This window comes from Streptomyces sp. NRRL S-37 (assembly GCF_000721605.1).
Taxonomy (GTDB): domain Bacteria; phylum Actinomycetota; class Actinomycetes; order Streptomycetales; family Streptomycetaceae; genus Streptomyces.
The window spans coordinates 234,750-248,220 of the sequence record NZ_JOIZ01000015.1; the positions used below are offsets into that span (position 1 = coordinate 234,750).

At 73.8% G+C, this 13,471-nt stretch carries 8 protein-coding genes; 2 read left to right on the plus strand and 6 right to left on the minus strand.

The genetic code is table 11. From position 1 onward, the window contains the following. The first annotated feature begins 68 nt into the window (after positions 1-68). Positions 69-1,985, plus strand: a complete 1,917-nt coding sequence (locus tag IH50_RS0122385; protein WP_030865096.1) for an AMP-dependent synthetase/ligase — start codon at positions 69-71, stop codon at positions 1,983-1,985. A gap of 133 nt (positions 1,986-2,118) precedes the next feature. On the opposite strand, the gene IH50_RS0122390 is transcribed toward IH50_RS0122385, so the two are convergent. Together IH50_RS0122390 and IH50_RS0122395 are read right to left on the minus strand one after the other, a co-directional pair. After that, entirely contained in the window at positions 2,119-3,342 is a 1,224-nt protein-coding gene (locus IH50_RS0122390) for a cysteine desulfurase-like protein (protein ID WP_030865098.1), read from the minus strand. 35 nt (positions 3,343-3,377) lie between these two features. Continuing rightward, complete coding sequence (locus tag IH50_RS0122395) at positions 3,378-4,475, minus strand: AI-2E family transporter (protein ID WP_030865100.1); 1,098 nt, start codon at positions 4,473-4,475, stop codon at positions 3,378-3,380. Positions 4,476-4,597: 122 nt separating this feature from the next. Between IH50_RS0122395 and IH50_RS0122400 the strand changes: the two genes are divergently transcribed. Then, positions 4,598-7,219, plus strand: a complete 2,622-nt coding sequence (locus tag IH50_RS0122400; protein WP_078914068.1) for a SpoIIE family protein phosphatase — start codon at positions 4,598-4,600, stop codon at positions 7,217-7,219. Between the two features lie 60 nt (positions 7,220-7,279). On the opposite strand, the gene IH50_RS0122405 is transcribed toward IH50_RS0122400, so the two are convergent. The 4 genes from IH50_RS0122405 to IH50_RS0122420 form a co-directional block, all read right to left on the minus strand. Continuing rightward, positions 7,280-8,485, minus strand: coding sequence for a glycoside hydrolase family 64 protein (locus IH50_RS0122405; RefSeq protein WP_030865104.1), 1,206 nt, complete (start codon positions 8,483-8,485; stop codon positions 7,280-7,282). Between the two features lie 124 nt (positions 8,486-8,609). Further along, complete coding sequence (locus tag IH50_RS0122410) at positions 8,610-9,383, minus strand: aminotransferase class IV (RefSeq protein ID WP_030865105.1); 774 nt, start codon at positions 9,381-9,383, stop codon at positions 8,610-8,612. Positions 9,384-9,468: 85 nt separating this feature from the next. Then, on the minus strand, positions 9,469-10,152 hold the full coding sequence (locus IH50_RS0122415) for a PAS domain-containing protein (protein ID WP_107062109.1): 684 nt from the start codon (positions 10,150-10,152) through the stop codon (positions 9,469-9,471). A gap of 507 nt (positions 10,153-10,659) precedes the next feature. Then, positions 10,660-13,467: an ATP-binding protein gene (locus IH50_RS0122420; protein WP_030865111.1), complete on the minus strand. Its 2,808-nt coding sequence runs from the start codon at positions 13,465-13,467 to the stop codon at positions 10,660-10,662. Between the last annotated feature and the right edge of the window lie 4 nt (positions 13,468-13,471).

Sequence of the window (13,471 nt, forward strand, 5' to 3'; positions counted from 1 at the left end):
CCTACGCGCGGGTAAGTTTACTGCCGAGTAAGTAAGCACGGCAGCACCAGCCGCGACCGGGAGCCGTCATGGGCGTACACAGGGATCTGAAACGGGCGACACGACGCACGGGTCCGGCGAACCGGACCGGGGCCGAGACTGTCAGGGACGGACACGGCGTCGTCCGTGAGGCTCGTACGGCGGCCCTGGCCCCGCGGCGGACCACCGGCAGCACGGCCGACATCCCGTTCGCCAACGCGGCCGAGGCCCCCGACGCGGTGGTGCTGCGGCGCGAGGAGCACGGCACCTGGCGCCCGGTGACGGCGGCGGCCTTCGCCCGGGAGGTCACCGCCGTGGCCAAGGGGCTGATCGCCGCCGGCCTTGAACCGGGCGACCGGGTCGCCGTGATGTCCCGTACGCGCTACGAGTGGACGGTCCTGGACTTCGCGGTCTGGTCCGCCGGCGGCCGGGTCGTGCCGGTCTACCCCACCTCCTCGGCGGAGCAGGTGGAGTGGATCGTCCGTGACTCCGGTGCCCGGTACGTCGTCACGGAGACCGCGCGGAACACGGCCGCCGTCGCCGCCGGGACCGCCGCCCACCCGGAGCCCCCGCGCGTGTGGGAGCTGGACACGGGCGCCCTCGCCGACCTCACCGCGCTCGGCCGGGACGTCCCCGACGAGGAGGTCACCGAGCGCCGTACGGCCCTGACCCCCGACACCGTCGCGACCGTCTGCTACACCTCCGGCACCACCGGGCGTCCCAAGGGCTGCGTCCTCACCCACGCCAACCTGTACGCCGAGGCCGCCAACACGGTCGAGCTGCTGCACCCGGTCTTCGAGGAGGTCACCGGCCAGGCCGCCTCGACCCTGCTCTTCCTCCCGCTCGCCCACATCCTCGGCCGCACCATCCAGATCGCCTGTCTGCTCGCCCGCATCGAGACCGGCCACTTCCCGAGCATCAGGCCCGCCGAACTCCGGCCCGCCCTCAAGTCGTTCCGCCCGACGTTCCTGGTCGGCGTGCCCTACCTCTTCGAGAAGATCCACGACACCGGCCGGGCCACCGCCGAGAAGATCGGCCGGGGCGCCTCCTTCGAACGCGCCCACCGCGTCGCCGTCCGCTTCGGCGCGGCCCGCCTCGACAGGTTCCTGGGCCGCGGCAAGGGGCCCGGCCCGGGGCTGTACGCCGCCTGGGCCCTGTACGACCTGCTGGTCTACCGCCGGGTCCGCAAGGAACTCGGCGGCCGGGTGCGGTACGCCATCAGCGGCGGCTCCCCGCTGGAGCGGGACCTCAACCTCTTCTTCTACGCGGCCGGCATCATGATCTACGAGGGCTACGGCCTGACCGAGACCACCGCCGCCGCCACCGTCGTCCCGCCGCTGGGCCCCCGCCCCGGCACGGTCGGCCTCCCGGTCCCCGGCACCGCGGTCCGCATCGCCGACGACGGCGAGGTGCGGATCAAGGGCGGCATCGTCTTCGGGTCGTACTGGAACGACCCGGCCGCCACCGACGAGGCGCTCGACGACGGCTGGTTCGCCACCGGCGATCTCGGTTCCCTCGACGAGGACGGCTATCTGACCATCACCGGCCGCAAGAAGGACATCCTCGTCACCTCCGGGGGCAAGAACGTCTCCCCGGCCGTCCTGGAGGACCGGCTGCGCAGCCGCCCGCCCGTCGGCCAGTGCCTCGTCGTCGGCGACAACCGCCCCTTCGTGGCCGCGCTGATCACCCTCGACCCCGAGACGGTCGCCCACTGGCTGGCGGTGCGCAGGCTGCCCGCCGGCACCCCGATGTCCGAGGTCGTCCGCGACCCGCGGATGCGCGCCGACGTGCAGAAGGCCGTCGACTACGCCAACGAGGCCGTCTCCCGCGCGGAGTCCATCCGCGCCTTCACCCTGATCGAGGGCGAGTTCACCGAGGAGAACGGGCTCCTGACGCCGTCCCTCAAGGTCAGACGGCAGGCCGCGCAGGAGGCCTACGCGGACGAGATCGCGGCCCTGTACTCCTGACCTCCGCGTCCCGCGGGACACGGAGGGGGCACCCGCGGACGTGGGGCCGCGCCGGCGGGAGGGCGGGGACGCCGGCCGGACCGGGGCCCACGGGGCAGTGGCGCCGCGGAGGCCGTGGGTGAGGCCGCCGCCCTCACCCCCGCGCGTCCGTCCCCCGCTCCAGGAAGTCGGACAGGCCCGTCAGCAGTCGGTCGACGTCCTCGCCGCTGGTGTAGGGGGCCAGACCGACGCGGAGGCCGCCGGCGTCGCCGAGGCCGAGGCGGCGGGACGCCTCCAGCGCGTAGAAGCTGCCGGAGGGCGCGTGGACGCCGCGCCCGGCGAGGAAGCGGTAGGCGTCCTCGGTGCGGTGGCCGCCGAGGGTGAGCAGCAGGGTCGGGGTGCGCCGGGCCGCCCGGGAGTGGACGGTGACCCGGGGCAGGGCCGCCAGCCCCTTCTCCAGCCGGTCGCGCAGGACGCCCTCGTGTTCCTCGATCCTCTCGAACGCCGAGGCGAGCCGTTCCCGGCGGCTGCCGCCCGGCCCGTCGCCCAGCCCGGCCAGGAAGTCGACCGCCGCACGGGTGCCCGCGAGGAACTCGTAGGGCAGCGTGCCCAGTTCGAAGCGCTCGGGCACCACGTCCGTGGAGGGCAGCAGTTTGTCCGGGCGCAGTGTCTCCAGAAGTGCGGGGCGGGCGGCCAGGACGCCGTGGTGAGGGCCGAGGAACTTGTACGGGGAGCAGACGAAGAAGTCCGCGCCGAGCGCCTCGACGTCGACCGGGGCGTGTGCGGCGTAGTGCACGCCGTCGACGTACAGCAGGGCGCCCGCCTCGTGCGTGATCCGCGCGATCTCGGCGATCGGGGGCATCGTGCCGATCAGGTTGGAGGCCGCGGTGACGGCCACCAGCCGGGTGCGGCCGGAGAGTCGGTCGCGGATGTCGTCGGCGGTCAGTTCTCCGGTGGCCGGGTCGAAGTCCGCCCACCGGACGGTGCAGCCGGCCCGTTCGGCCGCCTGCGTCCAGGGGCGGATGTTGGCGTCGTGGTCCAGCCGGGTGACGACCACATCGTCGCCCGGTGACCAGGTCGCGGCGAGGGTGCGGGAGAAGTCGTAGGTGAGCTGGGTGGCGCTGCGGCCGAAGACGACGCCCGCCGGGTCGGCGCCCAGCAGGTCGGCCATGGCGCGCCGGGCCTCGACGACGACGGTCTCGGCGTTGCGCTCGCCGGGCAGGCCGTCGCCGCGGATCGAGAGCGGCCGGGACAGCGCGGCGGCGATCGCCTCGATGACGGGCAGCGGCGTCTGGGTGCCGCCGGGGCCGTCGAAGTGCGCGGTGCCGGCGGCCAGCGCGGGCACCTGGGCGCGCAGTGCGGTGAGGTCGTACGTCACGGGGGCTCCTGTCGGTGCGGAAGGGGGCGTGCCGGTCAGGCGGACGAGCCGTCGGCCGGCGGTGCGGGCGGCGGGTCGGAGAGCTGTTCGCGCAGATAGTTCCAGACGACCGCGATCAGCGCGGCCACCGGTACGGCGAGCAGGCTGCCGACGATGCCGGAGAGGCTGCCGCCGAGCGTCACCGCCAGCAGGACGACCGCCGCGTGCAGTCCGAGACCACGGCTCTGGATCATGGGCTGGAACACGTTGCCCTCGAGCTGCTGCACCACGACGATGACGGCCAGCACGAGCAGCGCGTCCGTCAGGCCGTTGGACACCAGCGCGATCAGCACCGCGACGAAGCCGGCGAACAGGGCGCCCACGATGGGCACGAACGCGGACACGAAGGTCAGCACCGACAGCGGCAGCACCAGGGGGACGTCCAGGATCCACAGGCCCAGGCCGATCAGTACGGCGTCGATCAGGCCGACGAGCGCCTGGGACCGTACGAACGAGCCCAGGGTGAGCCAGCACCGCTCGGCGACGGCGGGCACGTCCGCGGCGAGCCGGCCGGGGAGCTGCCGGCCGAGCCAGGGCAGGAAGCGCGGGCCGTCCTTGAGGAAGAAGAACATCAGGAAGAGCGCGAGGACGGCCGTGACCACACCGCTGAAGAGGGTGCTCACGCCGGTGACGGCGGTGGTGGCGATGGCCCCGGCGCTGTCCTGGATGCGGGCGGTCGCGGTGTCGAAGGCATCCGCGATCTGGGCGTCGTCGATGTTCAGCGGCGGCCCCGCGGCCCATTCGCGCAGCTTCTGGACGCCCTCGACGACCCCGTCGGTCAGCTCGCCGGCCTCCGATGCCACGGGTACCGCGATCAGGGCCGCGGTGCCCGCGGCCACCGCCAGGAACAGCACGGTCACCAGGGAGGCGGCGAGCGCGGGGGCCAGGCCGAGCCGGCGCAGGAAACGGGTCGGGGGCCAGGTGAGCGTGGTGAGGAGGAGACCGACTATCAGCGGCCAGACCACCGACCACATCCGGCCCAGCACCCACAGCACCACCGCCGCCGCCACCAGGACCAGCAGCAGCTCACCGGAGACGCGCGCCGACGTGCGCAGCGCGGCGCGGGTTCTCCCCGCGTTCAACGTGGCAGACATGAGGGCACCTTATGGGGCCCGCCGGGCACGGTGATCCCCCGGGATCCGCCCGGGAGGACGTCCGGCGGGGTTCCACCGTGTCGGCCGGGGGACGGCCGGGGCCGGTGAGGCAGACTGAGGTCATGGCCGACCTCGATGCCCGCGGGACACCGTCGCGTCGGTTCCCTCCGGCGCCGCAGAGCGTGGCGGAGGCCCGGCGGTTCGTGCGGGCCGCCCTCGACGGTGCCGCACCGGACCTGGTGGACACGGCTCAGCTGCTGGTCAGTGAGCTGGTCACCAATGTCGTCCTGCATGCCCGTACCGAGGCCGAGGTGACGGTCCGTGTCGACGACGGCACGGTCCATGTGCGGGTCGGCGACCGCCGGCCGGACCGCGGGCTCGTGCGGCACGGATGCCCGCCCTACGCCGGTACGGGGCAGGGTCTGCCGCTGATCGCCGGACTGTCGTCCCGGCGGGGCGTCGAGACCGGTGCCGGGGGCAAGACGGTCTGGTTCGAGCTGCGGCCCGAGGGGCCGCCCCGGCGTCCGGACGGCTGGGAGCCCGCCGAGGCACCCTCCGTGCCGGGACCGACGGTGACGCTGCTCGACGTGCCGGCGGCACTCTACGCGGCGGCTCAGCAGCACCGGCACGCCCTGCTGCGCGAGGTGACCCTGGCCGTCGCCGCCGGCCACGATCTCGGTGTGCCCCCGAAGGACCTGGCCGTCGCGCTGGACACGAGCCAGCTGATCACCGCGTCCCTGACGGCCGTGTTGCGGCGGGAGCCCGCCGGGCAGGCGATCCGCTCACTGCCCCTGTCGGTGCCGCCGGACGCCGAGCCGTCGGTGCAGACCCTGCGCGCGGTGCTCGACCTGGTCGAGGAGAGCGCCCGTGAGGAGCTCCTGCTGACGCTCCCGGCGCTGCCGCGGCAGCGTCTCTTCCACCAGTGGCTGTTCGACCAGATCGTCGGCCAGCTGGCGGGGGCGCCCCCTACGGCGTGGACGGTGATGCCCGGGGATCCGGGCACCAGCCCCTCGGAGCTGGTGGCGTGGGACGCCGGGCAGGTGCAGGCGAGCAGGACTCCGACGATCGCCGCCGACGAGCGGAACCGGATCATCGCGGCGAACGGGCCGGCGGCGGACCTGCTCGGCTGGCACGTGGACGACCTCGTCGGGCGTCCGCTCACCACCCTCGTCCCGGAACACCTCCGCAGACGGCACGTCGCGGCGTTCACGTCCCTGCTGCTCAGCGGGCAGCCCCGGATCCTGGGCCGCTCGGTGCCGCTGCCCGCGCTGCACCGCGACGGCCGGCTGATCCCCGTACGGCTGTTCATCCAGCCGCAGGAGACGGCCGACGGCCGTACCGTCTTCGTCGCCCAGCTCGCCCCGCGGGCGGCCGTTCCCGGCCCCGCCACGGACCTGCCCGGCCGCGTCCGGTCCCCGGCACAGGAGGAACCGGAGCGGCTGCCCCCGCCGGCCGCCGGCGACCCCGGCCGGGACGCGGACCGGCCCACGCTGGAGCGGCTGTCGCTGCTGGCCGAGACATCGGCCGCGCTGAGCAACGCCCCGCACCTGGAAGAGGGGCTGGAGCGGGTGGGCCGGATCATCACCCGGCGGCTGGCCGACTGGTGCGCGGTGGACCTGTTCACGGAGAGCGGCCAGGTGGAGCGGGTCGCCCTCACCCACCGCTCGCCCCGCGGCCCCCGGCCCGAGGAGTACGAGGGCCGGCTCCCGCCGGTGTCCGACGCCGCCCGCGGTCCCCTGGCCCGTGCGCTGCGCGGGGCGGGCCCGCTGCTGCTCACCGGGCCGCCGCCGTCCAGCCAGGTCGCGAGCCCTCTGGACGCCCATTACCTGGGGCTGTTCCGGATCATGGGCGCGGACAGCGCGGTCGTCGCCCCGCTGCGGGCCCGCAGGCAGATCATCGGCGCCCTCACGGTGGCCCGCCGCGGACCCGGGACGCCGTTCACGGAAGAGGATCTGCCGCTGGTCCACGACCTGGTGCGCGGTCTCGCCCTGGGCGTGGACAACCTCCGTCTCCACCAGGAGACGCGCAACATCGCCGAACGTCTCCAGCGGTCGCTGCTGCCGAGGCTGCCGGAGGTCGGTCATCTGCGGCTGGCCGCCCGCTACGCCTCCTCCTCCGCCACCGCGCAGGTCGGCGGTGACTGGTACGACGGCTTCCTCCTGCCCGGCGGGGACACGGCGCTGGTCATCGGCGACGTCACCGGGCACGACCTGGACGCGGCCATCGCCATGAGCCAGCTGCGCAGCATGCTGCGGGGCATCGCCGTGGACCGTCAGGAGCCGCCCGAGACCGTTCTGCGCCGCCTGGACATGGCGAGCCACAGCCTCTATCCCGAGTCCACCGCCACCTGTATCTATGCCCTGGTCAAGGGCCGTGAGGACGGCCCCTGGGAACTGATGCACTCCTCCGCCGGGCATCCGCCGCCGCTGCTCGTCGAACCGGACGGCCGCACCCGCTATCTGGAGGGCGGCTCGGGGCTGCTGCTCGGGGTGGATCCCCGGGTGTCCCGTCCCCGGGCCCGGGACGCGATCCCGGCGCACGCGACGGTGCTGCTGTACACCGACGGACTGATCGAACGCCGGGGAGAACACCTGGACGACGCCATGGAGCGGCTCCGCCGGCATGCCGCGGCGCTGGCCCGGGAGCCGCTCGACGTGTTCTGCGACGAGTTGCTCATCGGGCTGGGCGCCGACAGCGACGACGACATCGCCGTCCTGGCCGTGCGGCCCGTACCGGCGCGCTGACCGGTGTCCCGCGGTGGCCCGGTGGCGGCGCTTCCGGTCCGGGCGCCGCCACCGGCCCGGTCAGTTGAAGGAGTCGAGGGTCAGGGACGCCTCGCTCGGGTTGCCGTCGTGGACGAGCGACTCGTGGTTGCCGACGTCGTCGAAGGCGAAGGCGTACGCCTTGCCGTCGGCCATCTGCGCGTGGACGGCGCGGGCGTAGTGGTTGGTGACGGAGTCCTGGTAGAAGCCGCCGGAGCCGGAGTCGGGCTGGTTGGGGTTGGTCAGGAGCGTGGAGCGGTTGAAGCCCGCGCAGAGGGTGCGCGAAATGGGGCCGCGTACCTGGTCGTTCGGGGCGTCGAGCCTGCGGTGGCAGCCGAAGACGGAGGAGGCGTCCGGCTTCTGGAAGCTGGTGACGACGGCGCCCGAGGCGTTGGTGAAGTTCATGACGTCACCCGAGACCCGGCCGTAGTACTTGACGCCGGGCTGGTCGGTGAAGGGCGTGACCGTGAGGGTGGAGCCGGAGTACTTCCGCCAGACCCGGTTGATGTAGTCGTCCATGACCGACGCCGGCAGGGCGCCCGTCTCCAGTCCGTACAGCGGGGACAGCGCGCGCAGTACGGTGCCGTCGGAGCGGGTCTGGACCAGGTTGCCCCAGCCTCCGGACTGCCCCCTGAGGGTGTTGAGGACCGCGTTGTAGCCGCCGGGCTTGAGCCTGCCGGTGCTCGTCGTGCTGCCGTCGGCGCGCCGCACACCCACCGAGTAGGGCGCGGAGAACATGTCGACCTGGGTGCTGTTGAGCCACAGGCCCGCGTCGTTGAGCGTGTACTCGGACCAGTTGAAGAGGATGTTCCGGTTGGGGTCCGACGGGTTCTGCACGGCGGGCTGCACCAGTCCGCCGGTGGTCAGCTTGAACACGAGTTTCTGACCGTAGGAGAAGTAGATGCGGCCGGAGAACTTGGGGACGCGGATGGTCGTGGACCGTCCCGCCGCCGGGCCCGTGATCGAGGCGTCGGGCGCGGGAGTGGGCGGGTTGCCGCCGGCCGGCCAGGGGTGGAAGGTGCCGCTCGCGTCGGCCCAGCCCTGTCTGCCGGTCGAGAGCTGGGTGCCGAGGTTGTAGATGTACACCTGGTCGCCGCGGCCCGAGTTGTTGGTGATCTTGAGGGGGATGGTGTCCGGGACCGCCGCGTGGGCGGGGGCGGCCGTCCCCGCGGTGAGCAGTGAGCCGGCGATCACCGCGGCGATGGCCGTCCCCGCGGTGAGGACGCGGCGTCCGAGCAATCGGAGCATGCTCTGCCTCCGTTCGACTTCGTCGGTGGGGGGAAGGGAATGAGAGCGCTCTCAAGCGTTCCGCTTTGATGTACACCTGTCAACCATGTGGCGCGCACGCGCCCCGTGCCGGGGCGCGTGCGGACTACAGCCTCTCGGCCGGGAGCGACGCGTAGCGTTCGGCGAGGCCGGTCACCACCGGGTGGTCGGCGGGGAACACGAGGTCGTCCACCTGGGTGACGGGGACCACCCCGACGGCGGCGTTGGTCGCGAACACGGCCTCGCACTCGGCGAGTTCGGGCAAGGTGACGCGGGCGCTCGTCCCGGCACCGGCGCGGCGCAGGAGCTCGCGGGCGGTGCCCGCCAGCGCCGGGCCGTCGGGCCAGACCACCCGGCCCTCACGGACGACGCCGACGTTCCAGGTACTGCCCTCCAGCACCGTCGAGTCGCCGTCCGTGAACAGGACGTCGTCGAAGCCGGCCCGCCGCGCCTCGCGCCGCAGCCGCAGCACGCCGAACAGTCCGACGCCCTTCACCTCCGGCAGGTCCCGGAGGTGGACGGCGGACCGCACCCGCAGCGGCTCCGCCCCGGCGGCGGGCGCGGGCCTGGCCGTCACCAGCACCCGCGGGTCCGCGTCCTGCGCGATGGTGCCGAGGTGGAGGGCCGGATCGAAGACGGTGATCCGTACGGTGCGCCGGCCCGTGGCCGGCACCGCCCGGCGCGCCCAGGCCCGCACCCGTGCGAGGTCGAGCGGCGCGTCGAAGAGGACACGGCAGTCCCGGGCCAGACGGTCGAGGTGCAGTTCCGGTCCGCGGACCCGGCCGTCCTCGACCGCCATGGTGGTGAAGTGGCCGTAGTTGGTCAGGGCCAGGGCCCGCAGCGCCTCCGGGTCGGCGGGCGAGCCGTTCAGTTCGGTCATGGAGTCCACCGTGCCACCCGCCGGGGAGAGAGAGGTCACCGGTCGCCGCCCCGGCGGAACGTGTCCCGGCCGACGGGTACCGGGGTCACTTGATGAAGTCCTCGACGACCTTCGGCGGCCAGGTGCCGACCTTGAGCACGCCCATGGAGTAGGCCCGGGACACCAGGGCGGCCCGGTTCGGCACCTTGAGCTTCCGGAGCAGACCGGAGACGTGGTACTCGACTCCCTGGCGGCTGAGGTAGAGGCGGGAGGCGAGCGGCACGGTGGAGACACCGGCGGCTATGCCTTCGAGGATGCGGGCGTCCACCTCGCTGAGAAGCTTCTTCCGGGGCACCACGACCCCGGAGTCCGGGCTCTCCTCGTCCGCCGCGGGCAGCATCACCAGGATCGCGGCGACGTCCGGGATGTGGCTGCCGCGCACCGCCATCGCGGTCATCGGGAGCGTGTGCGCGGTGTCCTGGCCCACGGTGATGACCTCGGTGGCGAACCGGTGCCCCTTGCCCTCCAGCACGCGTGAGAACTGCCGCATCAGGGGCTGACGGACGCTGGGGTGCACCAGGTCGCAGAAGGGCCGGCCGCAGAGCTCCTCCGCGGGACCGCCGAACCGGCGGTCGAACTCCTGATTGACCTGCTGGATGGTCAGGGCGGGGTCCAGACAGGCCACCGAGGTGGGGGAACCGTGGACGCCGGCGGCCGCGGCGTCCAGCCCTTCGGGCCCGTCGGCGGCGAGCGGACGATCCATGACGAGGTCGTGGGGGGAGAGCGTCAAGGGACTCAGACCCTTCTGCGTGGTGCGGCGAGGGAACCAAGAACACGGACGTCTTTCGGAGAGGGCTCGGAAGTGCCCGATCCCTCTGGAAAGCCGTGCCGGTGAGTGAATGATGCGGAGATTACGGAGACGGGTATCCGCGGGTCAATGTGGAGCGGGGCCGGCCCGCCAATACTGTGGTCGACCCTTCGGTAGGTACGGTCCCGCACCGAAGGAGTCCGGTGCCCGGGGTTCGGTGTGCCCGTGGCGTCCGCGAGCGGGCAGGTCACTCATGCCGCGAGAAAACCCCTGGTGGGAGCATGCAGAGGAGCGCGGTCGGCGCTCTGGGTCGATGGGAGCGGTCCCACAGGGGGCGGCCGGGCCCGCCGTGGGCGGGCGGGCGGTCCGCGGGCGGGGCTCCGCCACACCGTGAGCCCGGCACACGGAAACGCCCGGGCACGGTGAGGGAATTCCACACACCGTTTCCGGGCGTTCGGAAAGGGCTTGCTCTCTGAAGTCGGATACCTTTTATGTTCCGGAAATCAGGGCGATCAGTTCCCGTCGGCCGGCGATGCCGAGTTTCCGGTAGGAATGGGTGAGGTGCTTCTCCACCGCCCGGGAGCTGACTCCCATGGTCTCGGCGATCTCCTGGTTCGTCAGCCCCTCGCACGCGAAGGCGGCGACCCGGCGTTCGGTGCGGGTGAGAACGGCCTGCGGGGCGGGGACGGCGGAGAGCGGCGGCCCGCCGCCGACGGCGGCGCGCTCCACCAGCCACGGCGCACCGCACGCGGTGGCCAGCGTGGCGGCCTCCCGGGCCAGGGCCTCCGACTCCACTCCCCCGCCCAGGCGTTCGGCGAGCGCGAGCAGGGCGCGGGCCAGTTCCAGCTGATGGGCGGAGCCGCGCAGTACGGTGACCGCCTGACGCAGCAGGGCCGTTCCCCGGCCGCCCTCCTCCAGCCGGCCCCGCAGGCGCAGCGCCCGGCCCAGACCCACCGGTGCCCCCCACCGTTCGGCCCGGGCGTGCTCCTCCTCCGCGAGGGAACGCGCGGCACGGAGGTCTCCGAGGCGGCGATGGACCCCGATGGCCCAGGGCCGCCAGGGGAACAGCACCGGGTTCTGCCAGCCGGCGGCGTCCAGGCGGCGGCCGCAGGACCGCAGGGAGTCCAGCGCTCCGGTGAGGTCGCCGGCCGCCACCTCACCGGCGGCCTGCAGCAGACGCAGCATCGCGGTGACGGTCAGCTCCTCGCCGCGGATCCGTTCGGCGCGCCGGACCACGCGCCGTGCCAGGGCGGGGTCCCGGGTCTCCAGCGCCACCATCGCGTGCGCGAGGGTGGCGACCGTACCGAGACCGTGCCGGTCCGCCTCGGTCATGCGCAGGGCGGTCTCGGACTGTTCGCGGGCCTGGTCGAGCCGGCCCCGGGCGATGTGGATCAGGGCCCTTTCGATGTGCACCAGCGCGTCGGTCGGCGTGGTGTGCCGTTCCCGGGCCCGGTACTCGACGGCGAGCCAGGAGTCGAGCGCCTCCACGGAGTCGGCGGCGACCATGGTGATGACCACCAGGGGAAGGGTGGACTGGACGCGGGCGGAGGTCGCCGGCTCCCGGTCCAGGACGTGTTCCGCCCGGCGGACCACGTCCGCGGCCGGCAGGCCGGCGCCGAAGGTGGCGGCGAGGAGCAGCGCGATCGTCAGCTCCCGCTCGCCGCCGGTGTCCAGCGGCGGTGCGGAGCCGAGCCGCCGCAGGCGCTCGGTGGCGTCGGCGAGTTCGTAGGGGTTCTCGTAGGCGCAGTGGCGCAGCCGGGCCTCCAGGCGCAGGGCCAGGTCGCGATCGGTCCCGGTGAGCGCGGCGGCCGGCCCGAGTCCTTCCGCGGCTTGGCGCAGCAGGTCGACCACGCCGGACGGGGCGGGCCCGAGGGGGGTGGGCGCGATGCGCAGCACCGCCGCGGCACGGTCCCGCGCCTCGGGCAGCAGACCGATCGCCTGAGCGATGTGCCGTTCACAGGCCGATGGGTCGAAGACGCGCTCGGCGGTGCCGAGTTCGACGAGCAGGCGGGCCCGGTCGACGCCCTGCGCGGCGCTGTCGAGAAGGGCGCGCCGCAGGTAGCGGACCGCGGCGTCGGGGGCGCCGCGGCGCAGGGCGGTGTCCGCGGCGGACCGCAGGACGTCCACGGTCCACGGCTGGTGACGGGTGACGACGGCCATGAGCTGCGCGGCGACCTGCTCGGCGGGGCGGCCCGAGGCGTAGAGCAGCGCGGCCGCCTCGTCGTGGAGCTGCTCGCGCCGGACCATGGTCAGGGTCGACTCCACGGCGTCCCGTACGACCCGGTGGACGAAGCGCGGCTCGCCGGGCGCGGCGACGAGCCCGAGGGCCGCCAGGGTGCGCAGCGCCGCCGTGTAGCCCACGGGGTCGAGGCACGCCAGACGGGCAACGTTGTCAGGGTCGACGTGGTCGCCGAGTACCGCGATGGCGGCCGCGAGGTCGCGGACCGGCTGGGCCTGGGTGCGCAGGATCCCGGCGAGGCGCTTCCGCAGCTGCGAGGGGCGCAGCGAGCGTGCCCGGTCGGCGTGTTCGGCGAGCGGCCGCAGGCCGGCGTGTTCCATGCCGAGCAGGATGGACATCAGGAACAGCGGGTTGCCCGCGGCCGTCTCGTGACAGGCGTGGACGAAGGTGTCGTCGCCGGGCTCACCGAAGTGTGCGCGCACCAGCTCACGGGTGGCGGCGAGGCTGAGCGACGCGGGCCGCAGGGACTGGGTGGCGGCCTCCCTGACCTCCCGCACCAGGGTGTGATGGGTGCGGGGGTCCCCGTCGCGCAGGGTGCACACGACGACGGCCCGCAGGCCGTGCAGCCGTTTGGCCAGGTAGGTGAGCCAGCGCAGGGAGGGCACGTCGGACCACTGGAGGTCGTCGACGAGGACGAGGAGTCTGCCGTCGGCGCTGACGTTGGCCAGGAGGGACAGCAGACCGTGCAGGACCGCCTCGGTGGCCGCGGCGGCCTGGTCCGCTCCGGGCGAGGCGCTGTCGTCGGCGAAGACGTGCCGGGCGAAGGAGGCGTGGGCGTCCATCCAGCGGGCGCGGGTGTCCTCGGACGAGCCGGACAGCAGGCTCTCGAAGAGCTGCCGTACGACTCCGAAGGCGAAGTCCTGTTCCATGGGCGCCGCGTTGGCCCGCAGCACCCGGATGTCGTCGTGGCCGTCGGCCAGGGCGGGCAGGGACCTCAGCAGGGCCGACCGCCCGATGCCGAGCGGGCCGGTGACCAGGATCAGGGAGGACCTGCCCCGGCCGGCCGCGGTCAGCGCCGCGTCGACCAGGGACGTTTCGGTGGTGCGCTCCAGCAGCATGCGG